Here is a 25,255-nt window from a genome sequence, read left to right as displayed (position 1 = left end):
CGCCGCGGCCCCCCCCCCCCGCGCCGCCCCCCCCCCCCGGGGGCGCCCGCCCGGCGCCCCCCGCCCCCGCCCCGCGCGCGCCGGCGCGGGGGGGGGGGGCGCCCGCCCCGCCGCAGCCAGCACCCCGATGACCCCGGGAACGCCCGACCGGCTCGACCCGCCGGTGCCGGCGGCACCGGCGGGTCGAGCGGGTCGGGCGTTCCCGGGGTCATCGGGGTGCTGGCTGCGTCGGTCATGACTCCTCCTCCTGCGATGCGATGCGAAGCGGTGCGGTGAGATGCGGTGCGGTGCGGCTCCGTGCGGTGGTGGGAGACGCCGCGTGTGGCGGACGCCGCTCGGCCCTGCCGCTCAGCCCTGCCGCTCCCCGCCGTGGTACTCGTGCTGGGCGATCTCGCGCAGCAGCGCGAGCGCCTCGATGAAGGTGCCTCCGGCGTCGTGCCCGGTCACCACGAACTCGGTGGTGTCGGCGGTGTCGCGCTGTTCGAGGCAGACGCCCAGATCGGGGAAGGCCCAGCGATCGCGACGCTCCGCGAGCACGGTGACGGGGGTGCCGCCCAGCAGGAAACGGCTCGACGTTCCCTCGGGCAGTTGCTCGGGTGATACGAGCTCCATGGTGTCGTCCATGCGTCAACGCTAGGCGGGGTGATCCTCCGCCCAATACCCCCTGGACAAATCTGCCCGAACGGTGAACGGTCGCAGTCCGGAGCGTTGCGAGCGGCCTGCCGGAGGCCGGCGGACGGGGCGAGGCGTCGCCCGCCTCAGCTGCGCACGAGGTCGCGGCCGGTCCACACGAGCCGCAGCCCTGCGCTTCCCGGGCGGGCCGGGATGCGGGCGAGGCCGACGCGCAGATCCTGCTCGGGCACGGACCAGTCCGCCTCGGCGAGCCGCAGGGTGGCGAGGGCGAGCAGCTCGACCGTGGCGGGTTCGCCCGGGCAGCGGTGCGAGTGCGCGAGTTCCCCTGCCCCCTGCGCGAGCACGCGCCCCTCGGCCTCGGCGCCTGCCGCGCCCGCGAAGCGGCCGGGGTCGAAGGTCCACGCGTCCTCCCACTCGCCGGGGTGGCGGTTCGTGGCGAACAGGTCGAGCGCGACCCAGTCGCCGGCCTCGAAGCGGTGGCCACGCCAGGACACGGACTCGCTCGCGACCCCGGCGACGGCGGGGAAGAACGGCGTGGTGCGGCGGACCTCCTGCGCGAAGGCCAGCGCGGAGCCCGGCTCCTCCCGCAGCCGTGCCCGCCACGCCGGGCGGAGATGGAGGGCGAGCGCGGAGAACGCCACGAAGCGGGCGACCGCGACGGTCGGGCGGATCAGGTTCAGCAGCTCGACCGCGGCAACCTCGTCGTCCGCGAGCTCCGGGTGGTCGAGCAGCCGGGCGAGGGCGCCGCTCGGCTGGGCGCGCTCGGCCCGCACGGTCTCGCGTGCCCAGCGTTCGGCGCTGAGGCGGAGCGCGCGGCCCCGCCAGTTGCGCGGCCCGAAGGATCCGGACCCGTCGATCATCGCCGCGCACTCCCGGGCGAGCGCGCGCCGGCGGTCGCGCGAGGCGCCGATCCCGAGCCAGCGCAGCGCGGCGTCGCAGAGGATCTGCTCGGCGGCGGGCATGAGCCGGAGCTGGCCGTCGCGCCGCCCCTCCCACTCGGCGGCTTCCCACTCCTCGGCGAAGCAGTCCGCGAGCCCGCGATGCGGGGCGGCGTGGGCCGGGGCCGAGGCGTCCGCGCCGCTTGCGGGGGCGCTGGGTGCCGCACTGCCGGAGCCGTCCGGGCTTCCGGTCTCTTCGCTTCCGGCGCCCGAGCGTCCGTCGGTCGCGCCGCTCGCGGGCTGCCCGTCGCGCGCCTCCTCCGGCACGTCGAGCGCGTCGAGGAAGGCCGCCTTGCGCGAGCGGTGCCGCGTGCCGGAGAGGGTCTGCACGCTCCCGGCGTCCTGCAGCGAGTGCAGCACGGAGCGGGGCATCGCGCCGTCGAGGGTGAAGCGGTCGGCCTCGCCGAAGAAGCGGGCGGCCTCCTGACCGCGGAGGAAGGTGATCGGGCGGCCTGCGAGCCGGGTGCTGAACACATCGCTTCCGAGGCGCTCGAAGCGCCGGTGGCCGAAGCGGTAGCCGTCGGTGAGGAAGGCGAGGGTCGCGTCGCCGGGGACGCGGGGTGCGGTGCTCATGACCTTGACGCTAGTGAGGGGGGGCCGGGCCTCGCAGGGGGCTTGACGGGGGTGCGAGCGGCGTGCAGGGGGCCTGCCCCGCCCCGAACGAGCCCCCGCCGCACGAGCGACGCCCGCTCCGCCGCCGGAGCAGCAGGGCGGGCGTCGGCGCCGGCGCGGGAGGGATTCACTCCATGTTCATGGCGTCCTGCGCGCGTCCGGCGAGCTTCTCCGCCGTGTTCGGCACCTCCGTGGTGCCGTAGAAGCGGGCGTCGGGGTGGGTGGGCGGCGGCATGGGCACGCCGGGCTCCGGCTCCGGCAGGTAGCTGAACTCGCCGAGACCGTCCGGGGTCGGCCCCGAGGCCCACGAGCCCTCCTGCGCGGCCTCCCCGTCGGAGAAGTTGATGTACTGGTACGCCACCTCGCGGTGTTCCTTGTCGAGCGGGAAGTTGCTCGGGACGGGCAGCTGCTCCAGCCCCTCCTCCTGCAACTCCGCGGCCGCTGCGAGCCACTGGTTCTGGTGCATGGTGTCCCGCGCGAGCAGGAACGCCAGCAGATCGCGCACCCCGTGGTCGTCGGTCATGTGGTAGAGCCGCGCCACCTGCACGCGGCCCTGCATCTCGGCGTTCGCGTTGGCCTGGAAATCGGCGAGCAGATTGCCGCTGCTGGTGATGTCGCTGCCCATCCACGGATTGCCGTTGCTGTCGACGGGGCGGGCCCCCGCGCCCGCCACGATGCCGTGCTGCACATCGGTGCCGCCGATGACCGCGGCCACCGTGGGGTCGTTCTGCACGGCCTCCTCCGTGATCCCGAGCGGCGACTTCTCGAGCAGCTGCGCGATCATGACCGCGAGCATCTCGACGTGCCCCATCTCCTCCGCCCCGATGCCGAAGACGAGGTCCCGGTACTTGCCCGGCATGTGCATGTTCCAGCCCTGGAACTGGTACTGCAGGGCGACGGAGATCTCGCCGTACTGCCCGCCCAGCACCTCCTGGAGCTTGCGTGCGTACACCGCGTCGGGCGCGTCGGGTACGGCGCGGTGCTGCAGCTCTTGTCGATGGAGATACATGTCTCTGACCCTTCTGCGCCACGGTGCGACGGCCCCCTCGGCCGATCGGTGCACGGTGCGCGTGTTCCACCCAACGCGGAGCGGCGGATCCGCGGGAGTGGCTTGCGCTGCGTGCGGGGGAGCCGCGAGAATGCAGGCGTGACGCTCGGGGTGCGCGAGCGCGGCACCGGGGGAGCGGGAGCGCGCGGCATCCGGTGGAACGACGAGCGAGGATCTCGAGGAGGATCATGGAGCCCGGAACGAGCGGCCCGTCCGCGGGCGGCGCGCGGATCATCGACCGGGTCGCGTCGCCCGAGGAGCACGCGCGGCTGGCGGCGTCGGTCGGCTGGCAGGGGCACTTCGACGACCATCTGCGCGCGGCATCGCTCGCCGCCTCGCTCGCGGGAGTGGTGTGCTCGGTGGACGGCCAGGTGGTGGGCATGGCGCGGGCCGTGGGCGACGGCCTGCAGTACGCCTACGTGCAGGACGTGATCGTCGACCCGGAGTTCGCCGGGGAGGGCATCGCGAGCGCGCTCGTGGAGCGGCTCGTCGAGTTGCTGCGCCCGGCGCCCGGCGCGGAACTGTTCGTGGGCCTCTTCGCGAGCGACGAGGCGGTGGGCGTCTACGAGTCGCTCGGCTTCTCGCGCGAGGGCGCGCTCGGCATGCACCGCCGCCTCACGGCCTGATCGCGGGCGAGGCGCGGGCGAGGCGCGGGCAACCCCGAGCGCCGTGCCCGGTGCAGGCGCTCCAGGCCGTGCCTGGTGAGCGCGCCGGAACCGTGCCCGGCGTGCCGCCCCGGAGCGTCCGTCAGTCCTTCGCGGGCACCCCGAAGCAGTGGCGCTCCGCGTAGCGCTCCGCCTCCTTCTCGCTCAGGATCGTGAGCCCCCGCGAGGAGCCCGACAGGTGCGTCAGGGCTCGCAGCCAGCGCGGATTCAGCTCCGGCGAGCGGGACCCCAGGAAGCGGAACGAGATCGGCACGTAAGGCGACACCCACAGCGAAACCCGGCCGCTTCCATCCCGCGAATCCTTCGTCCAGTTGACGAAGAACGACTCCTGGCGCCGCAGCTTCGCCGCGACCGCCACCTTCACGTGCGCGAGTACGCGCTCATCGAACTCGTACTCCGTCCCCCCATACGTCATATACCCCATGCACCGAGAATCCCACGTTTCTCAGGAAACCGAAAGTCCCCGGACACGCGGGCCCGAGGGCGGTCGTACCGGAGCCGAGTGGCTGACTGATCCTCAGCGTGGCTGGCAGCCAGGTGTGAATACTGACGCGCGGTCCGGGAAGCGCGCGGAACGGCGTCGACGCACGGATCGGGGGTGCGCGGCGGGGCCCGGGAGGTGAGCGGCACGGCGCCGCCGCGCGGCCCGGGGGACGAGCCTGCGGCACGGCACGGCGCGGGAGGAGGCTCACGGCGACGGCGTCCCCCCGTTCACGTTGAGGGTCTCCCCGATCACGTAGCTCGACTCCGGCGAGGTGAGGAACACGTAGGCGGGTGCCAGCTCCGTCGGCTGCCCGGCGCGCCCGAGCGGCGTGTTCTTGCCGAACTCGGGCAGTGCGTCCTTCGGCTGCCCGTCGGAGACCTGCAGGGGCGTCCAGATGGGCCCGGGCGCGACGGCGTTGACTCGGATCCCGCGCGGCGCGAGCATCTGGCCGAGGCCCTTGGTGAAGTTGTTGATCGCGGCCTTCGTCGAGGCGTAGTCGAGCAGGTGCGGGGAGGGGCTGTAGGCCTGGATCGAGGTGGTGTTCACGATGGTCGATCCGGCGGGCAGGTGCGGGATCGCCGCCTGCGAGATGCGGAAGATCGCGTGGATGTTCGTCTCGAAGGTGTCGACCCACTGCTCGTCGGGGAGTTCGGCGATGTCCTCGCGGGCGATCTGCCGTCCGGCGTTGTTGACGAGCGCGTCGAGCCCGCCGAGTTCCGCGACGGCCCGCTCGACGAGCTCGGAGCAGAAGCCCGGCTCGGAGATGTCGCCGGGCAGCAGCACGGCCCGGCGGCCGGCCTCCTCGATGAAGGACTTGATCTCCTGAGCGTCCTCCTCCTCTGCGGGCAGGTAGGAGAGCGCCACGTCGGCGCCCTCGCGCGCGAAGGCGATGGCGACGGCGGCGCCGATTCCGGAGTCCGCGCCGGTGATGAGGGCCTTGCGGCCTTCGAGCCTGCCGGTGCCGCGATAGGAGTGCTGGCCGCGGTCGGTCTGCGGGATGAGATCCTGGTCGAGGCCGGGCTCGGGCTGGTGCTGCTCGGGCGGGCTGATCTCGGGGAAGCGGGTCACGGGGTTCTGGAACGTCAACTGGTCGCTGCGGTGCTCTGACACTGCGGGCCTCCTGGTGGGTGGTGTGCGGGTGCGGTGGCTCTGCGGACTCGGCCGCCCGGGTGCGCGGCGGATGCGGTCGCGCCGCGGGCTCGGCCGCCCGGCTGCGCGGCGGGAGGGGCGCGGGGCGGGGCGGGCTGGAGCGCCGGCGTGCTCACTGGCGGTCCTCCTCGATCCGGGCGTAGGCGGTGAGCAGCTCGCGGGCGTGGCGGCCGGAGGCGCCCTCGGCGGCGAGCCCGGTGCGCATGGCGTCGAGCTGTTCGCGGCCGTGGGGGAGCGGGGGCAGCAGCGGGGCGTCCGCGTCGGTGCGGGCCTCCACGACGACCGGCCGATCGGCCGCGAGCGCTTCGTCGAGTGCGGCGGCGACGCCCTCCGGCCCGCTGACGCGGATCCCGCGGAGCCCGAGCAGCTCGGCGTAGCCGGCGAAGTCGAAGGGCGGCACGTCCTGGGATGCGGGGAAGCGGGGCTCCGTCTCCATCTCCCGCTGCTCCCAGCTGACCTCGGAGAGGTCGCGGTTGTGCAGCACGAGGACGAGGAAGCGGGGATCCCGCCACCGCCGCCAGCGCTCGGCCACGGTGACGAGGTCCGTGTTGCCGAGCATCTGCATGGCGCCGTCCCCCGCGAGCACGGCGACGGGCCGCCCGGGATCGAGCTCCTTGGCGGCGATCCCGTAGGGGGCCCCGCAGCCCATGCTCGCGAGCGTGCTGGAGAGGTGCGCGGAGTGGCCGGGTGGCAGCCGCATCTGCCGCACGTAGTGGTAGACGGCGCTGCCGACGTCGACGGCGAGGCGCCAGTCCACGTCGAGCCGTTCTCCGAGCCCGCGCACCACGAGCTCCGGGCCCAGGGGCTCGCCGGGCAGCTCGGCCCGCAGTCGCGAGATATCGTGCCAGTCGCGGACGGCCGACTCGACCTCCTCCCGCCAGGCCGGGCGGCCGCGGCGGTGCGGCCCGAGGCGCTCCAGCAGGGAGCGGATCGTGGCGGCGGCGTCGCCCGCGAGTCCCGCCTCCACGGGGTAGCGGTTGCCGATCACGGAGGGGTCGACGTCGATCTGCACGGCGCGGGCGGCCCCGGGTGGCGGATAGTACTCGGTCCAGGGGTCGTTGGAGCCGATGATGAGCAGCGTGTCGCAGCCCTGGAGGAGACGAGCCGAGGCCGTGGTGCCGAGGTGCCCCATCGTGCCGGTGACGAGCGGGTGCGCTTCGTCGATGTAGGGCTTGCCGAGCAGGCTGGTGGCGACCCCGGCGTCGAGGGCCTCGGCGAGTTCGATGACGGCGTCGCCCGCGTGCGCGGCCCCCCGGCCGGCGAGGATCGCGATCCGCTCGCCCGTTTCGAGCACGGCGAGGGCCGCGTCGAGGTCCTCCTCGCGGGGCAGCAGCCGCCCCTCGCTCCAGCGCGGGGCGGTGACCACCTCGCCGTGCGCCTGGCCGAGCTCGGCGGCGGGCGCCTGCTGCACGTCGTGGGGCAGGATGACCACGGCGGGCTGCCGGTGAGTGAGCGCGGCGCGGAAGGCGCGGTCGAGCACCATGGGCAGCTGCTCGGGCGCCGCGACCGTCTGCACGAAGCGGGCGGCGACGTCGGCGAAGAGGGTCTGCAGATCGATCTCCTGCTGGTAGTCGGAGCCGAGCACGGTGGTGTGCTGCTGGCCGACGAGCGCGACGACGGGGACGCTGTCGAGCTTCGCGTCGTAGAGGCCGTTGAGCAGGTGCACGGCGCCCGGGCCCTGGGTGGAGGTGACGACCCCCGCCCGGCCGCCGAACTTGGCCTCGCCCACCGCCATGAAGGCGGCGCTCTCCTCGTGCCGTGCGCGGACGAACTCCGGGGATCCGGCCCGCCGCAGCGCGCCCAGCAGCGGGTTGTTGCCGTCGCCCGCATAGCCGTAGACGCGTTCGACGCCCCACTCGCCCAGCCGGGCGACGACCTGGTCTGCGACGCTGGGGGCGGCCTCGTCGTGGCTCACGGCGCCACCGGGTCGAGCACGACCTTGATGCAGCCGTCGAGCTTCTTCTGGAACATGTCGTAGGCCTCGGGAGCCTGCTCCAGCGGCACGCGGTGCGTGACGAGGTCCTCGGTGCCGAGCGGATCGGCCGGGTCCTCCACGAGGGGCAGCAGCTCTTCGGTCCAGGAGGTCACATTGCACTGGCCCATGCGCAGCTGGATCTGCTTGTCGAAGAGCGACAGCATGGGCATGGGGTCGGCCTGCCCGCCGTAGACGCCGCTGAGGGAGATCGTGCCGCCGCGGCGCACGAGGTCGACGGCGGCGTGCAGGGCGGCGAGGCGGTCGACGCCCCCGGTTTCGAGGAGCTTCCGTCCGAGTGCGTCGGGCAGCAGTCCGAGCGCCTGGTGGGCGAAGTGCGCGGCGGGTGAGCCGTGGGCCTCCATGCCGACGGCGTCGATCACGGCGTCGGGGCCGCGGCCCTCGGTGGCGTCGCGGATCTCGTCGTTGACGTCGTCCTGCACGTCGAAGACGCGGGCGCCGTAGCGGGCGGCGAGGGCGCGGCGCTCGGGCACGGGGTCGACGGCGGTCACCTCGGCGCCGAGGTGCAGCCCGATCCGGGCGGCGAACTGGCCGACGGGTCCGAGCCCGTAGACGGTGAGCCGGTCGCCGGGGCCCACGTCGGCGTAGCGCACGGCCTGCCAGGCGGTGGGCAGGATGTCGCTGAGGAAGAGGTAGCGGTGGTCGGGCAGCTCCTCGCCGACGCGGATCGGCCCGACGCTGGAGTAGGGCACGCGCAGATATTCGGCCTGCCCGCCGGGCACCGAGCCGTACAGCCGGGAGTAGCCGAAGAGCGCGGCGCCGGTGCCGTGCTCGCGCACCTGGGTGGTCTCGCACTGCGTGGTGAGGCCCCGCGAGCACATCCAGCAGCGGCCGCAGGAGATGGGGAAGGGGATGACGACCCGCTCGCCCGGCGTGAGGCGGGACTCGGGCCCGACCTCGACGACGCGCCCCATGGTTTCGTGCCCGATGATGTCTCCGGCGTCCATGAAGGGGGTGAGCACCTCGTAGAGGTGGAGGTCGGATCCGCAGATCGCGGTCGAGGTGACCTCGATGATCGCGTCGTCCGCTTCGAGGATGGTGGGGTCGGGCACGGTCTCGACGCTCACGTTCCGTTTGCCCTGCCAGGTGAGTGCGCGCATTCGGTCTCCTTCGGTTCGGTGGGGGTCCGCCGTGCGGCGAAGGTGCCCGATCATGGTCCCTTCGCGGCGTCCGGGCGGGCAAGGGCCTGGATTCCGGCGGGACGATGCCGTATCTTCCCCGCACCGGGCGGCGGTGGGCGGCGAGGCGCGGGTCGCATAGCCGCGCTGCCCGGGGCGCGCAAGCCCCCTGCGCCGCGCCCCCGCCGCTTCCTAGACTCCACATACCCGACACCGGATCGAAAGGAAGCATCACGATGTCCCAGACCCAGCTCGAAACCCCCGACGACCTGCTGCGCTTTCAGCTGCGCACGGCGATGACGATGGAGGAGGACTCGCTGGCGGCGCTCGGGGAGCTCGCGGAGGCGGCGCCGTCGAAGGAGGTGCAGAAGCTCTTCCGGCACCACGCCGACGAGACGCGCGAGCAGATCGAGAATCTGCGCAAGGTGTTCCAGCTGCTGGAGTTCCCGGAGTCCACTGCGGGATCACCGGCGACGAAGGGGATCACGAAGCAGGCGGAGACGCTGCTGGCGCGCACCGTGCCCGAGCTGCGCGACCAGGTCGCGATCTCTGCGGCGCTGGGTAACGAGCACTACGAGATCTCCGTGTACCAGTCGCTCATCACCTCGACGGGGGCGCAGGGGGCGTCCGACGCGGTGCAGCTCCTGACCGACAACCTCGACCAGGAGACGCACACGAGCGAGGAACTGCTCACCACGCTCCGCGGCCTCGTCGCGGGCGCCTAGCGATCCGGACGGCGGGGGCCGCGAGCACCGGGCTCGCGGCCCCCGCTGCTGCTCTCTTCATGGCCGCTCGGGGTGTCGAGCGTCCCGCGCCTCCACTGAACGTGAAGCACCGATGTCACAGAGGGTGCATTGCTTTCCTGCGATTCCGCGGTCCGGGTTCACTGAGGCAGCGAGTGCGCTGTCAGCGGGCCAGGCCGAGGAATGCCATGACGGCACGCTCGACGTCGGCCAGTTGCTTGGCGGTCAGTCGGCCGACGCGGTCGGCCACGTTGGAGCGCCGCACGGTCGTGAGCTTGTCGATCATGATGTCGCTGTCCCGTGCCAGGCCGGACAGGCCGCCGCTTGTCACCCGCACCCGCAGGAGCGGGGCGTCGAGGAGATTGCTTGTCAACGGCAGCACCGTCACGGAGTCGGTGCCCTCGAAGGCGTCGTCCTGGAGGATCAACGCCGGGCGCGGCTTGGAGGCGTAGACGCCGCCGGCGACGTTCCACAGCTCGCCCCGGATCACTCCGCGTCCCAGGGCGCGGTAACCGCTTCGATGAAGGCCTGGTCGTCGCGGTCTCGATCGGCGGCGGCGACGAGCGCCGCTTGACGGCGGGCCTGTTCCGCGAAGGCCGGTGCCCGCACATCGGGCACCCAGATCTGCACCGGGCGGAATCCCCGCTCCCGCATCCGGCGCCGGTACTCGCTCACCCGCTCACGAACAGCCATGCGATCATTGTTACATGTAACGGTGGTGGACGCCACGAGTTCGCGGGGATCCGCACGAGAGCGCGTGTCAGGGCCCCTCTCGCGGTAGACTGAAGCCATGTCACTGCTGGAGCGCATCGTGATCGACCCGGAGGTCGTTCATGGGCGGCCGCGTGTCCGCGGCACGCGGATGCGCGTTGCCGATGTGCTCGCGCTGCTCGCCAGCGGCGCAGACGAGGCCGAGATCCTGGCCGACTACCCGTACCTGACGGCTGACGATATCAGGGCGTGCCTCGCATACGCTGCGGCGCAAGCCGATCACGCGGTCCTGCTCGCCTCGTAGTGCGTTTTCTCGTCGACGCGCAGCTGCCACCGGCACTCGCACGCGTGCTCGCCGCGCACGGCCACCACGCCGAGCATGTCATCGACGTCGGCCTGGGCGACGCGCCGGATCGGACGATCTGGCGATACGCGGTCGTGAATAGGGCCGTCATCGTGACGAAGGACGAGGATTTCCCCCGGTTGCTCGTGGTCGACGCGGATGGGCCCGTGATCGTATGGCTGCGCGTCGGCAACACCCGGAAGTCGGCGCTCGTGGCATGGTTCGAGCCGCGCATCACCGACATCGTGGAGGCTGTCGAGTCCGGGAGTCGTGTGGTGGAGTTCCGCTGACGACGATCACGGTCGCTTGAAGATGCTGTGCGACCCGACACGCCTCCACTGAACGTGCGGCTGCCCAGGATTGACCTCCGGGCCGTAGGTGAATGTCGCTCTGCCGTCGGGGAGGACTGGGGCCGGGGGCTCAGCGGGTCTGGACGAGACGGGTTGCGGGGCCTTCGAGCTTGGCGACGGAGACCTTCACCTGGGTCAGTTCCTCGGTGATCTGGTGGATTCTGGCGTCGAGCTTGTCGATCTTGGCGTCGAGCTTGTCGATTCTGGTGTCGAGCTTGTCGATTCTGGTGTAGATCTCGGTCTTGAAGGTGCCGATGGTCTGGGCGATGCTGCGGGTGACGGCGATCGCCGAGCCGATGACGGCGCCGAGGATCGTGGCGATGACGCCGACGACCCCGGCGACCGCGCCGATGAGTTCGAGGCTCACGTACATGCTCCCATTCTGGTATGCGGTCCATGCGGTGACAATGACCATATGCGCCTGGGCGGGCCAGGGACGCCGGCCTGGCGCAATCTGTGGAGAGACCTGGCAGGGTTCGCCAAAACGCGGGGACTGTGAGCGAAGCGGGGCGCGTCCCGCGGGAAGCCGCGGGCTCCGCAGTCAGTGCGTCGAAGGCACCTCATGCGACGGAATCCGATACTCAATTCCCCGGCCCGGATACTCGATGGTGTGTGACACATTTGTGTGCGCATTCGTGGCGCGCCGTCTATGCTGGAAACATGTCGATCGCTCATGTCCTCCCGAGCCGGGAAGCTCGCACCGAGATTCCCAAGGCACTGCGCCGCTTCCGCGCCGAAGGCGCAGCCGCCGAACCCGTCGTGTTCGGCTCGCACCGCCGTCCCGAGGCCGTGGTGATCCCCTTCGAGCTGTACACCTCACTGCTGCCCGCAATCGAGGAGATCGAGATCGCGCGGATCGTGCGCGAGCGCCAGGGCGAGCAGGCCCGCCCGCTCAGCGAGTTCGCCGCCGAGCTGGGCCTGGACGCGGCCGACTACGAGTAAGCAGGTGGCGCGTCGCAAGCTGGCGCTGACCAGTCTCCCCGGTTTTGAGCGCGACGTCTACGCGCTGCCAGATCTGCGCACCCGGAAAATGGCGCTCGATATGCTCGCGTTCATCCGCGACGGCCGTGTACACGGCGAACCCCTCGGCCAGCATGTCAAGACCGGCGACCTCTCCGACTGCTACAAGTTCTACTTCGATCCCCAGGGCGCTGGCAAACCGCGCTATCGGCTGGTGTACCGCTACACCCCGAACGAGATCGAAGCCATTGCGGTCGAAGCCGTCGCCGTGGGCGAACGAAGCGGCCTCGACGTCTACCTCACCGCCGCCGAACGCCTCGGCCGCACACCCGAGAACTGAGGCCCGCTCCGCATGCGTTGGGGGCGACCACCTCGCGGAGGAAGCAGATCCGCGACGACGACCGGCGCCGCGGTCTCGCCGCGCTCATCGCGTTCGTGCCGGCGATCGGGCTGGACTGCTCTCCGCGCTCTGACCGTGCATGCGGGACTCGACTGACGCCTCGCGGCTCCGTGCTCAGCCGCGGGCGCGCGGCACCGAGCGGTCGAAGCCCATGGCGTAGGCGCGCGCGGCGAGCGGCGCGAGCGCGCCCGCCGCGCCCCGGACCGCGCCGCTCAGCGCCCGGTGCGCGTGGCGGCTCCGGCCCCGGCCGATGGCCGTGTTGAGGCCCGCGAGGCGCGCCGCGGTGCGGGCCGAGGCGAGACGCTCGCGAGCCCAGCGGTCGAGTTCGGGGGATTCGGTGAGCCGGGTGTCCCCGGCGCGGAGCGCCGTCGACAGGAGCGGCGCGAGCGTCGCCGCGTCGAGCAGGCCGAGATTCATGCCCTGCCCGCCGATGGGGCTGACCTCGTGCGCCGCGTCCCCGATCACGAAGACGCGCCCGCTGCGCATCGGCGAGACGAGCGCGCGGCGCACTCCGAAGCCGGTCGCCGAGCAGACCGCCGCCGCCAGCGCCTCCGCCTCCGCCCACTCGGCCCGTCCGCCGCCCGCCCGTGCGCCGGAGCCGCGGCCCTCTTCACGGCCGGGGCCCACGCGGCGGCGAGCCAGGACCGCGGCCCGCAGCCGCGCCGCCCGGGCGCCGGGCTCGTCCTCGGTGCCCGGCTCCGCGCGCCGGCCGTCCCACGCGACGAGCCGGCGACCGCCTCCCGGCAGCGGGAACGACTCGAGCACCCCGCCGGCGTCGAGGGCGATCACCGCGGTTCCCGGCGGCTCCCCGGGGGCGTGCGCGAGATCCGTCATCAGGTAGCGATCCGGGTAGGCCCGCACGCCGACCCGGAACGCCTCGCCCAGCAGCCCGCGGCTCCCGGCGCCCCCGGCAACGATCACCGCCCGCGCGTGCAGCTCTCCCGTGCCCTCGGCGGCGCGGGTGCGCAGCACCACCCGGTCCGCGCGCTCCTCCACCCCTGCGACCTCGACGCCGCGCAGCGGCTCCGGCGCGGCGGCGGCCAGGATCCGCGCGGCCTCCGCCAGCAGCGCCTCACTCGCCCCCGAAGCCTCCAGCGCGGCGAGCGTCGGCGGGTGGATCCCGATGGCGCGGGTGCCCGCGCCCGGCCGGGGGCGGCGCTCCAGCAGCACCGCGTCGACGCCGAGGCGGCGGAGCTCTCCCGCCACGCACAGGCCGGCCGGTCCCGCGCCGATCACGACCGCGTCGAGCGGGCGGGCGCTCACCTCAGGTCCTCGGCCGGTCCGCCCGCGCCGAGCCGGACGCCGCCGCGCCTTCCCGCGCCCCGTTCCTGCGATCCGCCCGGCTCCTCCGGCTCCCCAAGGTCCCCGGCACACCGCACCGCGAGCAGGCGGAACGGCCCCGCCTGCTCCACCCGCCAGCCCGCGGGCAGCAGCGCGGCGAGCTCGGGGCGCGTGTAGCTGCGGCGGATGCTGCGCAGGCCGTCCACCCGCAGGAACGTCCCCGGCGCCACGACGGACGCCCCGAGCGCGAACGCCGCGTAGGCGAGCCGCCCGCGCGCGATGTCGGAGTGCACGCAGACGCCCCGGGCGAGCGCCTCCGAGTCGCAGATGACCGTGCCGAGCTCGGCGGGGGAGAGGTGGTGCAGCACGTGGTTCGAGATCACGGCGTCGAAGCGCTCACCGGATCGCGCGAGCTCCGTGCTGTGCGCACGGCGGAACTCCACCCCCGCGAGGCCCGGGCCGGCCGCGGCGGCGCGCTGCGCCCGCGGATCCGGGTCGATGCCGAGTCCCTCCACGGCGAAGCCGTCCCGTCGCACCATCCGCACCACCCGCCGCAGCACGTCCCCGCCGCCGCAGCCGACGTCGAGGATCCGCAGCGGCCGGTCCCCGGCGGCCGCGAACGCCGGGCGCAGCCGCGTACGATACACATGCCCCCAGCGCGTGACCGCGCCGTTCACGAGCCAGAAGCGGCGCAGCGTCCGATCCAGGCGAACCGGATCGCACTCCGGATCGTCCATGAGCTCGGTGAGCGCCGTGTCCCGTCGCGCGAGGCTCATGCCGGCGCCGGAACGCGGGCCGCCCCGTCCGCGGCGGCACCCGGCAGTTCCTCCGCCCGCGCCTCCGCGGCGGGCGTCGAGGCCTCCGCGGGGAGCGCCGGAGCCTCCGCCTCCCGCGAAGCCCGGACCGCCTCCGCCGCGAGCCGCTCCCCGGCGTGCAGCGTCAGCCGGGCCGTCTCGACGGTCAGCCCCGGCCCGAAGCACAGTCCCGCGACGCGCGCGCCGTCCGCCAGCGACTCGTCCGCGAGGATCCGCTGCAGGATGAACAGGATCGTGGCGCTCGACATATTGCCGAACTCGCGCAGCACCTCCCGGGAGTGAGCCATCGCCTCGTCGGGGAGACCCACCCCGTCCTGCACGCGATCGAGCACGCTGCGGCCGCCGGGGTGCACGGCCCAGGCGTCCACCTCGGCGTGCGGATCCCCGCCCGCGAGCATGCGATCCACGACCCCCAGGATCTCGCGGCCGATGATCCTCGGCACCTCGGAGCTCAGGCGCATCTCGAAGCCGCTGTCCCCGATCGTCCAGTCCATATCGGCCTCGCCCTCGGAGGTGAGCGCCGTCGAGAAGCCGTCCAGCCCCAGCGCGGCACGGCCCCCGCGCGCTGGCGCCGAGGCCACCACCGCCGCACCCGCCCCGTCGCCGAACACCGCCGAGGCGACGATCTGCTCCGGGTCGCGTGAGGCGCGGATGTGCAGCGAGCACAGCTCCGTGCAGACGACCAGCACCACCGAGCCGGGCTGCGCCTCGCAGATCGCGTGCGCCGCGCGCAGGGCGGGGAATGCGGCCGCGCAGCCCATGAAGCCCACGTGCGTGCGCGGGGCCGTGTCGGGGATCCCCAGCTGCCGCACGAGCAGGTAGTCGGGCCCGGGGGCGAAGAAGCCGGTGCACGAGGCGGTGACCACGTGCGTCACCTCCTCGGCGGCGTAGCCGGAGCGTTCGAGGGCCTGCCGCGCCGCCGCCGCGGAGATCGCCGGCGCCTCGCGGCGGTACACGGCGTTGCGCGTGCCGGTGCTGGGCGAGGTGAGCAGCGCACCGTCGGGTGAGAAGAGCGTGTCGCTCGAACCGATCGACCCGATCACCGAGTAGCGGCTGTCGATGGCGGAGGCGTCGAACGCCGCGCCGATCAGCCGCGCCGTCAGCCGGTCGACGCCGGGCTGGGCGGCGAAGAAGTCGCGCGTCTGCGGCTGCGCGAGGCGTGCGGGCGGGACGGCCGTGCCGAGGGAGAGGATCTGCGTTGACATGCTCCCATGCAAGTGCATGCGGCGCTCCGCGCGCGAGGGGTTGACACGCGGCGGCGCCGCGCCCGACCCGAAGCTGGGAGACGGCCGTGAACATACTCCATGAGCGCCGGGTGGCGCAAGGCCTGGCCAGCGGGGCCCCGGCGCGACAGTGTGGGGTGCACGGCGCCACGAAGCGCCGCCACCGACGACCTCGTCGTCATACGCACGACCATCGGGAGGACCACCGTGAAGAACTCGGCAAACCGAGTCGTAGGACTCGTCTTCGGAATCATCTATCTGCTCGTCGGTGTGCTCGGCTTCCTCGTCACCGGGGGAGTGGGATTCATCGCCACGGAGGGCGGGCTGCTGCTCGGCGTCTTCGAGGTGAACCCGCTGCACAACATCGTCCACCTCCTCATCGGCGCGCTCCTCGTCATCGGCGCGCTCTCCGGCGTGAGCGCCGCGAAGGGGATCAACGGCACGGTCGGCGCGGTCTACCTGCTCGTCGGCATCGTGGGCTTCTTCATCGCGGACACCGCCGCGAACATCCTCGCGCTGAACACCGCCGACCACATCCTCCACCTCGGCAGCGCCCTGATCCTGCTGGGCGTCGCGATCGGCGCCGACCGCGACCGCGCGGTCGCCGCACGCCCGGCCGTGTGAGGCCCGCTACCGGCTGGTGCGGCCTCGCCGCGTTCGGCGCAGGGCTGATCCTCTGCGCCGTCGCGGCGGGGTCGCCCGCGCTCGTCGCCGCCGTCCTCCTGGCGCTCGCCGTGGCGGAGTTCGGATGGGCGGTGCTCGCGCTGCGCTGGGACCGCATACCGGCCCCGCGTGCCGCCATCGCCGTGGCCGTCCTCGTGGTCGCCAGCGTCACCCTGCTGCTCTTCACCGGAACGGTGGGGATCGTGCCGCTCCTTGCGCTGCTCCTGCTGCACTGGACCGTTGCCGTGCTCGCGGCCTTCGAGCTGCGCCGCAGCGGACGTGCGGTTCCGTCCTCGGCGCCCGGACGGGCCGGCGCTGCGGGCGAGCAGCGCACGGCGCCGGATGAGCGCCCGGCCGCGCGGTGGCCTAGGGCCGGCACCCTCGCCGTGATCCTCACCGTGCAGGCCATGCTCGTCGCGGCCGTCACCACGCCCGCGCTCGCGAACACCGCCCCGGGCGAGTTCGCGCTGCCCCACGGGATCTCGCACGAGCACTGAGCCCGGCCTGGCGCGGCCGGCGCCGGACCGGCGCTTTCCGGGCCTGCCGCCGCGACGCCACGGGGTCTAGGCTGGGGGCGAGGGCGGGCTTCGGCCGCAGGGGGACGCCCGAGGCCGACGACGATCCCGCCCTCCGTTCGAGAGAGGAAGCGTCATGAGAGCAGCCCGCTACTACGGCCGGAAAGACATCCGAATCGAGGACATCGAGCCGCAGCCGCTCCAGCCCGGCACCGTGCGCGTCGACGTCGCGTGGACCGGGATCTGCGGCAGCGATCTGCACGAGTACCTCGACGGCCCCATCTTCGTCCCGCCCGCCGGCCACCCGCACCCCATCTCCGGCGAGTCGGCCCCGATCACGATGGGCCACGAGTTCTCGGGCGTCGTCAGCGAGCTCGGGGAGGGCATCACCGACCTCCGCGTCGGGCAGCACGTCGTCGTCGAGCCCTACATCATCGACCCCTCGGTCGACACGGGGCCCGAGAGCACCGACTACCACCTGTCCGAGAACATGAACTTCATCGGCCTCGGCGGACGGGGCGGCGGGCTCTCCGAGAACGTCGTCGTCGAGCGCCGCTGGGTCCACCCCATCGCCGACACCGTCCCCCTGGACGAGGCCGCCCTCATCGAGCCGCTGTCGGTGGCGCACCATGCCGTGGTCCGGTCCGGCGTGCGGGCCGGGCAGTGGGCGCTCATCGGCGGAGCCGGGCCCATCGGGCTGCTCACCGCGGCCGTGCTCAAGGCGGAGGGCGTCAACGTCATCGTCTCCGAGCTCAGCCCGCTCCGGCGCGAGAAGGCGCTCGAAGCCGGCGTCGCAGACCACGCCCTCAACCCGGCGGAGGTCGACGTGGTCGCGGAGGTGAAGCGGCTCACCGGCGGCCGCGGCGCCGATGTCGCCTTCGAGGCGAGCAGCGTGCAGGTCGTGCTCGACACCCTCATCGACGCCGTGCGGCCCCAGGGGGTCATCGTCGTCATCTCCATCTGGGGGCACCGGGCCGAGCTCGACGTGCAGAAGCTCGTCCTCAAGGAGATCGAGCTGCGCGGCACCATCGCCTACGTGAACGATCATCCCGCCACGATCAAGCTCGTCGAGGAGGGGAAGATCGACCTCGCCCCCTTCATCACCGGCAGGATCGGGCTCGACCAGCTCGTCGACGAGGGCTTCGACACCCTCATCAATCGCAACGAGACCGCGGTCAAGATCCTCGTCTCGCCGAGCGGCGAGGGCCTCTAGCGAGGGCTGTCCGCGCGCCGCGGCGGGCTCCCCGGGCGGGGCCCGCCGCGGCGCGCGGGCGTGCGGCACCGCTCAGGCGGGCTCCCCGGCCGGGCCCGCCGTCACGTCCACCCAGCCCTCCGCCCCGGTGAGCCGTTCGAGTTCGTCGACGCGGAGCCGCACCGCCGAGCTGGGGGTGCCCGCCGCGGGGTAGACGACGTCGAAGCGGCGCAGCGACTCGTCGAGCAGCACCCGCGTGCCTGGGGGGTTCGCAAAGGGGCAGACCCCGCCGATCGGGTGGCCCGTCAGGGCCTCCACCTCATCGCCGCGCAGCATCCGCGGCTTGCCGCCGAAGCTCCGCTTGAACTTCCCGCCGTTGACCCGCGCGTCACCGGCCACGACCACCAGCAGGGCCGAGCCGGGCCGGGCCGGGTCCGCGAAGCCGAGCGTCTTCGCGATCCGCTCGGGATCGGTGCCGAGCCGCTCCGCCGCGAGCTGCACCGTCGCGCTCGACCCGTCGAACTCCAGGATCTCTCCCGTCCAGCCCCGCTCCGAGAGGTGCGCGCGCACGCGGTCCGTCGACATCCCAGGCTCCCTTCCGTGGCCGGCGATCGGCCGCGCGGAACCCACGCTACACCGCGCGCGGAGCGGCGGGCGCGAGGCAGAACGTAGCAGGCGCGACGACACGCCTTAGCACACCCGGCGCCGATCGGCGAGGGGTGCGGGCGGCTTGAACCCCGGCGAGGCCCGGAGATAGATTGCTGAGTACCACCCGAGTGAGGGACCACGCAGCATCACCGAACGACAGGGGGACACCATGACGCAGGATCGCATCGAACCGAGTGCCGAGGCCTCAGAGGCCGATGTGCTCGACCAGCTCGCCGCGGTCGTTCCCGACCCCGAGGACGAGGACAGGATCCCCGGCACGCTCGCAGCGGCCGAGGAACCGGTCAGCGAAGCCGACTGGCTCGAACAGCAGCTGGAGGTCCCGCTCGACGACGAGGCGGACGACGAAGACGCGGAATCGTGAGCTGATTCGTGGCAGCGGAGAAGGACACGGGACCGAAGGCGCTGCTGCGCAGGCTCACCGCGTGGGCACTGCAGCGGCGGCTCGTGCGCGCCTACCTGCGCTACGCCGACCACCGCGGGCCCGGCCTCGCGGACAGCATCACCTACCGCGCGCTGTTCAGCGTCTTCGCGTCGGTGCTGCTGTTCTTCTCGGTCGCGGCGCTGTGGCTGGGCGACAACCCCGACGCCATGTCGGCGCTCCTCGGCGCTCTCGACACGGCGGTGCCGGGGATCGGCGGCCTGATCGACCCGGGCGCGATCGACGCCCCCGCGGGGTTCACCGTCGCGGGGGTGCTCTCGCTCCTCGGCCTCGTCGGCGCGGCGATCAGCGCCATCGCGAGCCTGCGGACGGCGCTGCGGGTGCTCGCCGACGAGCTGCACGACGACGGCTTCTTCCTGTGGGTGCTGCTGCGGAACCTGCTCGTCGGCCTCGCCTTCGGCGGCCTGCTCGTGCTCGCCGCCGTGCTCAGCATGGTCGGCTCCGTGGGGGTCTCGACCGTGGGCGGCTGGCTGGGCCTCGACGCCGGGGGAGCGGTTGCGGATGCTCTCACCCGCGGCTTCGGGGCGCTCGTGGTGCTCATCATCGACACCCTCGCGGTCGTGCTCGTCTTCCGTCTCCTCTCGGGGGTGGCGGCGCCCGCCCGCGCGCTCTGGGGCGGCGCGCTGCTCGGCGGCGCGGGGCTCGCGGTCCTGCAGCTGCTCTCGGGACTGTTCGTCCGCGGGGCGACCTCGAACCCGCTGCTCGCCTCCTTCGCGGCACTCATCGCCCTGCTGATCTGGTTCAACCTCTCCGCCCAGGTGATCCTGCTCGCCAGCAGCCACATCATCACGGCGACGGCTGAGGCGAAGGACCGGGTGGGGGAGCGCTTCGGGGCGCAGACCATGGCGCAGCATCGGCGGCGACGCGCGCAGGAGGTGCTGCGCGCCGCGACCGAGGAGCTGCGTGCCGCAGAGGCGGCGGAAGCCGCCGAACGCGAAGACGGCTGAGCCGAACCGCACCGTGCCGCCGGGAGTCCTCGGCACCGCGAGTAGGGTGGTGGGGACCGCTGAACAGGGAACACGGATCGCAGGAGGGCACGGGCATGGCCGGAACGTCGGAGCAGCAGGAACGGGACGCGGCGCGGGAGGCGGAGCTGCGCGGACGGGTCGCGGAGCAGTTCTCGCGCACGCTCGCGGATCTGGAACGCCTGGTGCGGATCCCGTCCGTGTCGTGGCCCGCCTTCGACCCCGCGCACCTCGTGGCCAGCGCCGAGGAGATCGCGGAGCTCCTGCGCGAGACCGGCGTGTTCGACGTGGTCGACATCCGCCGCGCGCCGGTCGCGGGGGCCGAGCACGAGGCGGACCCCGAGCTCGGCCAGCCCGCCGTCGTCGCCCGTCGCGAGCCGAGGGGCGACCGCCCCACCGTGCTCCTCTACGCGCACCACGACGTGCAGCCTCCCGGCAGGGACGAGGACTGGGACACCCCGCCCTTCGAGCCGAGCCACCGGGACGGCCGCCTCTACGGGCGAGGCGCCGCCGACGACAAGGCGGGCGTGATGGCGCACATCGCCGCGATCCGAGCGCTCGCCGAGAGCGCCGCAGCCGAGGGGCGCGAACTAGAGCTCGGCATCGCCCTGTTCATCGAGGGCGAGGAGGAGTGGGCCTCGCAGTCCTTCGGGAACTTCCTGCGCGAGAACCGGGATCTGCTCGCCGCCGACGCCATCATCGTCGCCGACTCCAGCAACTGGGACGAGCACACTCCCGGCCTCACCGTCGCCCTGCGGGGGGCCGTTGCCTTCAACCTCCGCGTCGAGACCCTCGCCCACGCCTCGCACTCGGGCATGTTCGGGGGCGCCGTCCCCGACGCCATGCTCGCCGCCGTGCGCCTGCTCGACACGCTGTGGGATGCCGACGGCGCCGTGGCCGTCGAGGGCCTGCGCTCCGCCGAGCTGAGTTCGCCGCCCTACGACGAGCAGCGACTGCGCGCCGAGGCCGGGCTGCTGGACGGGGTGAGCCCCATCGGCCGCGGCGAGATCCTGTCGCGCATCTGGGCGCAGCCCGCCATCTCGGTCACGGGGATCGACGCCCCCGACGTCGCGAACGCCTCGAACACGCTCATCCCCGCGGTGCGGGTGCGGATCAGCGCGCGGATCGCGCCCGGACAGCAGCCCGAGGAGGCCTTCACGGCGCTCCGGGAGCATCTGCTCGCCCACGCGCCCTTCGGAGCGCGGCTGAGCTTCGAGGACGAGAGCCTCGGCCAGGCCTTCCTCGTGGACACGGAGGGATGGGCGGTCGGCGAGGCGCGCCGCGCGATGGCGGACGCCTGGGGCCGCGAGCCGGTCGACATGGGGGTGGGCGGATCCATCCCGTTCATCGCCGAGCTGGTCGAGGAGTTCCCGGCTGCGCAGATCCTCGTCACGGGCGTCGAGGACCCCGACGGCCGCGCCCACAGCCCCAACGAGTCGCTGCACCTCGCGTCCTTCGAGAAGTCGGTGCTCACCGAGGCGCTCTTCCTCGACCGGCTCGACCGCCGCACCCGCTGACCGGCTGCTTCGCCCGAGCCTCCGCCGCTCCCTGTTGCCCGAGTGGGGGAAGCGGGACTAGTGCTTGTGCGGCGGGACCTCGCCCTCCGCGGGAGCGGTGCCGGCGGCGGTGACGGGCTGCGCCCCGGCAGCGCCGGGCGCCGCCGCCCCGCCCTGTGCGACCGCCCCGCCCTGCGCGCGCAGCAGATCCCGGATCTCGGTCAGCAGCTCCTGCTCAGTGGGGACCGCCGGCTCGTTCTTCTCCGGCGCCGGGCGACGCAGCCGGTTCATCGGCATGACGAACACGAAGTAGACCACCGCCGCGACGATCACGAAGTTGATGACGGCGCCGATCACGGCGCCCAGCGCGATCGCCCCGCCCCCGGGCAGGCCGATCAGCAGCGCCCCGTCGAGGGAGTCGGCTTTGAACACCATGCCGATGATCGGGTTGATGAGCGAGTCGACGACCTGCTGCACCACCGCGTTGAAGGCGGCGCCGATCACCACCGCGACCGCCAGATCGACGACGTTGCCCCGGAGCAGGAACTCCTTGAAACCCTTGAACATGCGTAACCCTTTCCCGTTCTCCCTGCGGTTGACGACCTCAAGCGTAGTTCGGACGAGCGCCCGGCGGGTATCACGCGCCGCACCGCCCGCGCTAGCGTGGGAGACATGGAATTCATCGGTGCCCTTCCCGCGGTCGATCTCACCTACTCGGACGTGTTCCTCGTGCCCCGGCACTCCGATGTCGGCAGCCGGCTCAGCGTCGATCTGGCGCCCGAGGACGGCACGGCGGCCACCCTCCCGCTCGTCGCTGCCAACATGAACTCCGTGACCGGGCCCCGCCTCGCCGCCGTGCTCGCCCGCCGCGGCGGCCTCGCCGTGCTCCCGCAGGACCTCGACCCGGCCGCCATGGATCGCGCGATCCACTGGGTGAAGGATCAGCCCGTCCCCTTCGACACGCCCCTCGTCCTCGCCGCGGACGCCACCGCGGCGGACGCGCTGCGGCTGATCCCGCGCGCGCCAGGCCAGACCGTGGTCGTCGCCGAGGGGGATGCTCCGGAGTTCGGAGCGCGGATCGCCCAGCGACTGGTCCGCGGGATCCTCTCCGCGGAACGCCTCGCCACCGTGCCCGCCGACGCCCGGCTCGGGAGCCTCGTCCGCGGCGACACCCCGGTCCTCGACGCCGGAGAACTCGACGAGCCCCGCCGCGCCTTCGACCTCGTCACCGAGGCGCTCGCGGTGGGGGAGCCCGCGGAGCGCCACGCGGCCGGGTCGTCGCCCGAGGCGGTGTGCGTCGTCTCGCGGGGCGAGCTCGTGGGCGTGCTCACCCAGCGCTCGGCCCTGCGCCGCACCCTGTACCGTCCCGCGCTCGACGCGGACGGGCGCCTCACGGTCGCCGCCGCGGTCGGCATCAACGGCGACGTGACGGGCAAGGCGCGCGCCCTCGCCGCCGCCGGCGCCGATGTGCTCGTGCTCGACACCGCCCACGGCCACCAGGAGGGCATGCTGCGGGCGCTGCGCGCCGTGAGCGGGCTGCGGCTCGGCCTGCCGATCGTCGCCGGCAACATCGTCACGGCCGACGGCGTCGACGATCTCGTGTCTGCCGGCGCCGGCATCCTGAAGGTGGGGGTGGGGCCGGGCGCCATGTGCACCACCCGCATGATGACCGCGGTGGGGCGCCCCCAGTTCTCCGCCGTGCTCGAGACCGCGCAGGCGGCACGCGAACTGGGCGCGCACGTCTGGGCGGACGGCGGCGTGCGCTACCCGCGCGACGTCGCGCTCGCGCTCGCGGCCGGTGCCGCCTCGGTGATGATCGGATCCTGGTTCGCCGGCACCGCCGAGTCGCCCGGCGAGCTCCGCAGCGACGAGGAGGGGCGGCAGTACAAGGAGTCGTGGGGCATGGCCTCCACGAAGGCCGTGCATGGCCGCTTCGGCGGGCTGGACCCCTACGAGCGTGCGCGCAAGGAGCTGTTCGCCGAGGGCATCTCCTCCTCCAAGATCTACCTCGACCCCCAGCGGCCCGGGGTGGAGGACCTCCTCGACATGATCACCTCGGGGGTGCGATCCTCCTTCACCTACGCCGGCGCGGCGACCCTGCGCGACTTCCACACCCGCGCCCGTGTCGGCCTGCAGTCGGCCGCCGGCTACGAGGAGGGAAAAGCCCTCCCCGTCTCCTGGTAACTCCTTCCCTTCCCTTCTCCCCCCCCGCCCACTCCGCCGAGAGGGGGAAAACGCAGGCCGCAACCCCCGTCGGGCCTGCGTTTCTCCCCTCTCGATGGCGGGCAACACGCGGGGAGAGGGAACTCGGGGGCTCGGAGGCCGGTGGACAGGGCCAATAGACTGGACGGGTTGGCCTCGAACAAGGAGCATCGGTGAAGTACATCTCGACCCGCGGCGGCATGGAGCCGGCCTCGTTCAGCGCGATCCTGCTGGAGGGGCTCGCGACGGACGGCGGCCTCGTCATCCCCGAGTCCGTTCCCCGGGTCACCCGCGAACAGCTGGAGGCGTGGCGCCCGCTCAGCTACCCCGAGCTCGCGACCGAGATCCTGGGCCTGTTCGCGACGGACATCCCCCGGGATGACCTCGCCGCCATGTGCCGCGCCGCCTACAGCGCCGAGAACTTCGCCTCCGAGGCGGTCGTGCCGCTCACGCCCCTCGGCGGCGGCCTGACGCTCGTCGGCCTGTCGGAGGGGCCGACGCTCGCCTTCAAGGACATGGCGATGCAGTTCCTGGGGCAGGCGCTCGAATACGTGCTGGCGCGGAACGACCGCGCGCTGAACATCGTCGGCGCGACCTCCGGCGACACCGGTTCGGCCGCAGAGTACGCGCTGCGCGGCAAGGACGGCATCGCGGTGTTCATGCTCTCGCCGCAGGGGCGGATGAGCGACTTCCAGCGCGCGCAGATGTACTCCCTGATGGACGACAACATCCACAACATCGCCGTCGAGGGCGTCTTCGACGACTGCCAGAACCTCATGAAGGCGCTGTTCGCGGACCTCGACTTCAAGCGCGCGCACGATCTCGGCGCCGTGAACTCCGTGAACCTCGGCCGTGTCACGGCGCAGTGCGTGTACTACTTCTGGGCGTGGCTGCGCGCGAGCGACGGGCTCGACGCGGCCGCACGCGAGCGCTTCGAGGTCTCCTTCACGGTGCCCTCGGGCAACTTCGGCAACATCTTCTCCGGCTTCCTCGCGAAGTCGATGGGCCTGCCCGTCAGGCGGCTCGTGCTCGCCGCGAACGAGAACAACGTCCTCGACGAGTTCTTCCGCACCGGCGTCTACACGCCCCGCGGCGCCGCCGACACCTTCGCCACCTCCAGCCCCTCGATGGACATTTCGAAGGCCTCGAACCTGGAGCGCTTCGTCTTCGAGCTGCTGGGCCGGGATCCCGAGCGGCTCTCTGCGGCGTGGCGCGAGCTCGACGGGACGGGCCGGATCGACCTCTCCGCCGAGCAGCCGCGCTTCGAGCAGGAGTTCGGCGTGCAGAGCGGCAGCAGCACGCACGCCGACCGGGTCGCGACGATCCGCTCCGTGTTCGAGAGCGACGGGGTGCTCATCGATCCGCACACCGCCGACGGCGTGAAGGTGGCGCGCGAGCACGTCGAGCCCGGCACGCCGATGCTGGTGCTCGAGACCGCGAAGCCCGCCAAGTTCCCGGAGATCGTGCTGGAGGCGACGGGCGAGCGGATCGGGATCCCCGAGCGGCTCTCGGGTCTGCTCGAGCTGCCGCAGCGGGTCACCGAGATGCGCGACGACGAGGCCGAGCTGCGCGCCTTCATCGCGGAGCGCGCCGTCCGGCGCTAGTCCAGCAGACGGAGCAGCGACCCCTGCGGGCACCGGGCACCGGG

The 25,255-nt window shown here is 73.1% G+C and carries 29 protein-coding genes; 14 read left to right on the top strand and 15 right to left on the bottom strand.

Going from position 1 to position 25,255, the window contains the following annotated elements:
* Nucleotides 1–348 precede the first annotated feature (348 nt).
* The 3 genes from B4915_RS05395 to B4915_RS05385 form a co-directional block, all read right to left on the bottom strand.
* The gene (locus B4915_RS05395; protein ID WP_105804800.1) at nt 349–624 is read right to left on the bottom strand and encodes a hypothetical protein; all 276 of its coding nucleotides are present in this window, start codon (nt 622–624) and stop codon (nt 349–351) included.
* Between the two features lie 134 nt (nt 625–758).
* A complete protein-coding gene (locus tag B4915_RS05390; RefSeq protein ID WP_105804799.1) occupies nt 759–2,144 on the bottom strand; it encodes a cytochrome P450 in 1,386 nt (461 codons plus the stop codon).
* A 166-nt stretch (nt 2,145–2,310) separates the two neighbouring features.
* Nucleotides 2,311–3,192, bottom strand: a complete 882-nt coding sequence (locus B4915_RS05385; protein WP_105804798.1) for a manganese catalase — start codon at nt 3,190–3,192, stop codon at nt 2,311–2,313.
* Nucleotides 3,193–3,419: 227 nt separating this feature from the next.
* Here B4915_RS05385 and B4915_RS05380 point away from each other — a divergent pair, with 227 nt between their 5' ends.
* Nucleotides 3,420–3,857 carry a GNAT family N-acetyltransferase gene (locus B4915_RS05380; protein WP_105804797.1) on the top strand — a complete coding sequence of 146 codons (438 nt, stop codon included), beginning with the start codon at nt 3,420–3,422 and terminating at the stop codon, nt 3,855–3,857.
* Between the two features lie 121 nt (nt 3,858–3,978).
* Here B4915_RS05380 and B4915_RS05375 read toward each other — a convergent pair whose 3' ends face one another.
* The 4 genes from B4915_RS05375 to B4915_RS05360 all read right to left on the bottom strand — a co-directional run bounded on the left by B4915_RS05375 (nt 3,979) and on the right by B4915_RS05360 (nt 8,622).
* Nucleotides 3,979–4,311: a DUF7882 family protein gene (locus B4915_RS05375; protein ID WP_245907348.1), complete on the bottom strand. Its 333-nt coding sequence runs from the start codon at nt 4,309–4,311 to the stop codon at nt 3,979–3,981.
* A gap of 273 nt (nt 4,312–4,584) precedes the next feature.
* A complete protein-coding gene (locus B4915_RS05370) occupies nt 4,585–5,490 on the bottom strand; it encodes an SDR family oxidoreductase (RefSeq protein WP_105804795.1) in 906 nt (301 codons plus the stop codon).
* Nucleotides 5,491–5,641: 151 nt separating this feature from the next.
* On the bottom strand, nt 5,642–7,444 hold the full coding sequence (locus tag B4915_RS05365) for a thiamine pyrophosphate-requiring protein (protein ID WP_105804794.1): 1,803 nt from the start codon (nt 7,442–7,444) through the stop codon (nt 5,642–5,644).
* Nucleotides 7,441–8,622 (bottom strand): zinc-dependent alcohol dehydrogenase, encoded by a 1,182-nt coding sequence (locus tag B4915_RS05360; protein WP_105804793.1) that lies wholly within the window; start codon nt 8,620–8,622, stop codon nt 7,441–7,443. The genes B4915_RS05365 and B4915_RS05360 overlap by 4 nt, the downstream gene beginning before the upstream one ends.
* Nucleotides 8,623–8,876: 254 nt before the next feature.
* Here B4915_RS05360 and B4915_RS05355 point away from each other — a divergent pair, with 254 nt between their 5' ends.
* Complete coding sequence (locus B4915_RS05355; protein WP_105804792.1) at nt 8,877–9,365, top strand: YciE/YciF ferroxidase family protein; 489 nt, start codon at nt 8,877–8,879, stop codon at nt 9,363–9,365.
* Nucleotides 9,366–9,546: 181 nt separating this feature from the next.
* Here B4915_RS05355 and B4915_RS05350 read toward each other — a convergent pair whose 3' ends face one another.
* Nucleotides 9,547–9,873 (bottom strand): type II toxin-antitoxin system PemK/MazF family toxin, encoded by a 327-nt coding sequence (locus B4915_RS05350; protein ID WP_105804791.1) that lies wholly within the window; start codon nt 9,871–9,873, stop codon nt 9,547–9,549.
* Nucleotides 9,870–10,076 (bottom strand): antitoxin MazE-like protein, encoded by a 207-nt coding sequence (locus B4915_RS05345; RefSeq protein ID WP_105804790.1) that lies wholly within the window; start codon nt 10,074–10,076, stop codon nt 9,870–9,872. The genes B4915_RS05350 and B4915_RS05345 overlap by 4 nt, the downstream gene beginning before the upstream one ends.
* A gap of 97 nt (nt 10,077–10,173) precedes the next feature.
* Here B4915_RS05345 and B4915_RS05340 point away from each other — a divergent pair, with 97 nt between their 5' ends.
* Both B4915_RS05340 and B4915_RS05335 read left to right on the top strand, forming a co-directional pair.
* Nucleotides 10,174–10,398, top strand: a complete 225-nt coding sequence (locus B4915_RS05340; protein WP_105804789.1) for a DUF433 domain-containing protein — start codon at nt 10,174–10,176, stop codon at nt 10,396–10,398.
* Nucleotides 10,398–10,727 carry a DUF5615 family PIN-like protein gene (locus B4915_RS05335; protein ID WP_105804788.1) on the top strand — a complete coding sequence of 110 codons (330 nt, stop codon included), beginning with the start codon at nt 10,398–10,400 and terminating at the stop codon, nt 10,725–10,727. Before B4915_RS05340 ends, B4915_RS05335 begins: the two co-directional genes overlap by 1 nt.
* Before the next feature lie 130 nt (nt 10,728–10,857).
* On the opposite strand, the gene B4915_RS05330 is transcribed toward B4915_RS05335, so the two are convergent.
* The gene (locus B4915_RS05330) at nt 10,858–11,160 is read right to left on the bottom strand and encodes a hypothetical protein (protein ID WP_105804787.1); all 303 of its coding nucleotides are present in this window, start codon (nt 11,158–11,160) and stop codon (nt 10,858–10,860) included.
* A gap of 287 nt (nt 11,161–11,447) precedes the next feature.
* Between B4915_RS05330 and B4915_RS05325 the strand changes: the two genes are divergently transcribed.
* Nucleotides 11,448–11,729: a type II toxin-antitoxin system Phd/YefM family antitoxin gene (locus B4915_RS05325; RefSeq protein ID WP_105804786.1), complete on the top strand. Its 282-nt coding sequence runs from the start codon at nt 11,448–11,450 to the stop codon at nt 11,727–11,729.
* A gap of 4 nt (nt 11,730–11,733) precedes the next feature.
* The gene (locus B4915_RS05320; protein WP_245907347.1) at nt 11,734–12,087 is read left to right on the top strand and encodes a hypothetical protein; all 354 of its coding nucleotides are present in this window, start codon (nt 11,734–11,736) and stop codon (nt 12,085–12,087) included.
* Between the two features lie 174 nt (nt 12,088–12,261).
* Here B4915_RS05320 and B4915_RS15020 read toward each other — a convergent pair whose 3' ends face one another.
* Genes B4915_RS15020 through B4915_RS05305 form a run of 3 tightly spaced genes read right to left on the bottom strand, consistent with a single transcriptional unit; the run spans nt 12,262 to nt 15,448 of the window.
* Nucleotides 12,262–13,410 carry an FAD-dependent oxidoreductase gene (locus B4915_RS15020; RefSeq protein ID WP_105804785.1) on the bottom strand — a complete coding sequence of 383 codons (1,149 nt, stop codon included), beginning with the start codon at nt 13,408–13,410 and terminating at the stop codon, nt 12,262–12,264.
* A complete protein-coding gene (locus tag B4915_RS05310) occupies nt 13,407–14,204 on the bottom strand; it encodes a methyltransferase domain-containing protein (RefSeq protein ID WP_105804784.1) in 798 nt (265 codons plus the stop codon). The genes B4915_RS15020 and B4915_RS05310 overlap by 4 nt, the downstream gene beginning before the upstream one ends.
* The gene (locus B4915_RS05305; protein WP_105804783.1) at nt 14,201–15,448 is read right to left on the bottom strand and encodes a type III polyketide synthase; all 1,248 of its coding nucleotides are present in this window, start codon (nt 15,446–15,448) and stop codon (nt 14,201–14,203) included. Before B4915_RS05305 ends, B4915_RS05310 begins: the two co-directional genes overlap by 4 nt.
* Before the next feature lie 225 nt (nt 15,449–15,673).
* Here B4915_RS05305 and B4915_RS05300 point away from each other — a divergent pair, with 225 nt between their 5' ends.
* The 3 genes from B4915_RS05300 to B4915_RS05290 all read left to right on the top strand — a co-directional run bounded on the left by B4915_RS05300 (nt 15,674) and on the right by B4915_RS05290 (nt 17,857).
* Nucleotides 15,674–16,090 (top strand): DUF4383 domain-containing protein, encoded by a 417-nt coding sequence (locus tag B4915_RS05300; RefSeq protein ID WP_105804782.1) that lies wholly within the window; start codon nt 15,674–15,676, stop codon nt 16,088–16,090.
* On the top strand, nt 16,087–16,626 hold the full coding sequence (locus B4915_RS05295; protein ID WP_105804781.1) for a hypothetical protein: 540 nt from the start codon (nt 16,087–16,089) through the stop codon (nt 16,624–16,626). The genes B4915_RS05300 and B4915_RS05295 overlap by 4 nt, the downstream gene beginning before the upstream one ends.
* A 154-nt stretch (nt 16,627–16,780) precedes the next feature.
* Nucleotides 16,781–17,857, top strand: a complete 1,077-nt coding sequence (locus B4915_RS05290) for a 2,3-butanediol dehydrogenase (protein ID WP_105804780.1) — start codon at nt 16,781–16,783, stop codon at nt 17,855–17,857.
* Between the two features lie 72 nt (nt 17,858–17,929).
* Here the strand turns inward: B4915_RS05290 and B4915_RS05285 are convergent, their stop codons facing one another.
* On the bottom strand, nt 17,930–18,421 hold the full coding sequence (locus B4915_RS05285; RefSeq protein ID WP_105804779.1) for a YbaK/EbsC family protein: 492 nt from the start codon (nt 18,419–18,421) through the stop codon (nt 17,930–17,932).
* A gap of 232 nt (nt 18,422–18,653) precedes the next feature.
* Here B4915_RS05285 and B4915_RS05280 point away from each other — a divergent pair, with 232 nt between their 5' ends.
* The 3 genes from B4915_RS05280 (at nt 18,654) to B4915_RS05270 (ending at nt 21,426) form a co-directional block, all read left to right on the top strand.
* Entirely contained in the window at nt 18,654–18,866 is a 213-nt protein-coding gene (locus B4915_RS05280) for a hypothetical protein (RefSeq protein WP_105804778.1), read from the top strand.
* Between the two features lie 8 nt (nt 18,867–18,874).
* Nucleotides 18,875–19,891, top strand: a complete 1,017-nt coding sequence (locus B4915_RS05275; RefSeq protein WP_245907346.1) for a YihY/virulence factor BrkB family protein — start codon at nt 18,875–18,877, stop codon at nt 19,889–19,891.
* Between the two features lie 95 nt (nt 19,892–19,986).
* Nucleotides 19,987–21,426, top strand: coding sequence for a dipeptidase (locus tag B4915_RS05270; protein WP_105804777.1), 1,440 nt, complete (start codon nt 19,987–19,989; stop codon nt 21,424–21,426).
* Nucleotides 21,427–21,483: 57 nt separating this feature from the next.
* Here the strand turns inward: B4915_RS05270 and mscL are convergent, their stop codons facing one another.
* Nucleotides 21,484–21,972 carry a large-conductance mechanosensitive channel protein MscL gene (gene mscL, locus B4915_RS05265; RefSeq protein ID WP_105804776.1) on the bottom strand — a complete coding sequence of 163 codons (489 nt, stop codon included), beginning with the start codon at nt 21,970–21,972 and terminating at the stop codon, nt 21,484–21,486.
* 105 nt (nt 21,973–22,077) lie between these two features.
* On the opposite strand from mscL, the gene guaB1 reads away from it, so the two are divergent.
* On the top strand, nt 22,078–23,589 hold the full coding sequence (guaB1, locus tag B4915_RS05260; protein WP_105804775.1) for a GMP reductase: 1,512 nt from the start codon (nt 22,078–22,080) through the stop codon (nt 23,587–23,589).
* 191 nt (nt 23,590–23,780) lie between these two features.
* The gene (thrC, locus tag B4915_RS05255) at nt 23,781–25,211 is read left to right on the top strand and encodes a threonine synthase (protein WP_105804774.1); all 1,431 of its coding nucleotides are present in this window, start codon (nt 23,781–23,783) and stop codon (nt 25,209–25,211) included.
* The last annotated feature ends 44 nt before the right edge of the window (nt 25,212–25,255 follow it).

Source organism: Leucobacter massiliensis (genome assembly GCF_002982315.1).
In the GTDB taxonomy this organism is placed as follows: Bacteria; Actinomycetota; Actinomycetes; order Actinomycetales; family Microbacteriaceae; genus Leucobacter; species Leucobacter massiliensis.
The sequence above is the reverse complement of the archived record's forward strand: the minus strand, read 5'-3'. Positions and strand labels throughout refer to the sequence as shown.

Coding starts and splice junctions, on each gene's coding strand:
- B4915_RS05395 (WP_105804800.1), bottom strand. CDS start 624: ATGGACGACACCATGGAGCTCGTATCACCCGAGCAACTGCCCGAGGGA.
- B4915_RS05390 (WP_105804799.1), bottom strand. CDS start 2,144: ATGAGCACCGCACCCCGCGTCCCCGGCGACGCGACCCTCGCCTTCCTC.
- B4915_RS05385 (WP_105804798.1), bottom strand. CDS start 3,192: ATGTATCTCCATCGACAAGAGCTGCAGCACCGCGCCGTACCCGACGCG.
- B4915_RS05380 (WP_105804797.1), top strand. CDS start 3,420: ATGGAGCCCGGAACGAGCGGCCCGTCCGCGGGCGGCGCGCGGATCATC.
- B4915_RS05375 (WP_245907348.1), bottom strand. CDS start 4,311: ATGACGTATGGGGGGACGGAGTACGAGTTCGATGAGCGCGTACTCGCG.
- B4915_RS05360 (WP_105804793.1), bottom strand. CDS start 8,622: ATGCGCGCACTCACCTGGCAGGGCAAACGGAACGTGAGCGTCGAGACC.
- B4915_RS05355 (WP_105804792.1), top strand. CDS start 8,877: ATGTCCCAGACCCAGCTCGAAACCCCCGACGACCTGCTGCGCTTTCAG.
- B4915_RS05345 (WP_105804790.1), bottom strand. CDS start 10,076: ATGGCTGTTCGTGAGCGGGTGAGCGAGTACCGGCGCCGGATGCGGGAG.
- B4915_RS05340 (WP_105804789.1), top strand. CDS start 10,174: ATGTCACTGCTGGAGCGCATCGTGATCGACCCGGAGGTCGTTCATGGG.
- B4915_RS05330 (WP_105804787.1), bottom strand. CDS start 11,160: ATGTACGTGAGCCTCGAACTCATCGGCGCGGTCGCCGGGGTCGTCGGC.
- B4915_RS05325 (WP_105804786.1), top strand. CDS start 11,448: ATGTCGATCGCTCATGTCCTCCCGAGCCGGGAAGCTCGCACCGAGATT.
- B4915_RS05310 (WP_105804784.1), bottom strand. CDS start 14,204: ATGAGCCTCGCGCGACGGGACACGGCGCTCACCGAGCTCATGGACGAT.
- B4915_RS05305 (WP_105804783.1), bottom strand. CDS start 15,448: ATGTCAACGCAGATCCTCTCCCTCGGCACGGCCGTCCCGCCCGCACGC.
- B4915_RS05290 (WP_105804780.1), top strand. CDS start 16,781: ATGAGAGCAGCCCGCTACTACGGCCGGAAAGACATCCGAATCGAGGAC.
- B4915_RS05285 (WP_105804779.1), bottom strand. CDS start 18,421: ATGTCGACGGACCGCGTGCGCGCGCACCTCTCGGAGCGGGGCTGGACG.
- B4915_RS05280 (WP_105804778.1), top strand. CDS start 18,654: ATGACGCAGGATCGCATCGAACCGAGTGCCGAGGCCTCAGAGGCCGAT.
- B4915_RS05270 (WP_105804777.1), top strand. CDS start 19,987: ATGGCCGGAACGTCGGAGCAGCAGGAACGGGACGCGGCGCGGGAGGCG.
- mscL (WP_105804776.1), bottom strand. CDS start 21,972: ATGTTCAAGGGTTTCAAGGAGTTCCTGCTCCGGGGCAACGTCGTCGAT.
- guaB1 (WP_105804775.1), top strand. CDS start 22,078: ATGGAATTCATCGGTGCCCTTCCCGCGGTCGATCTCACCTACTCGGAC.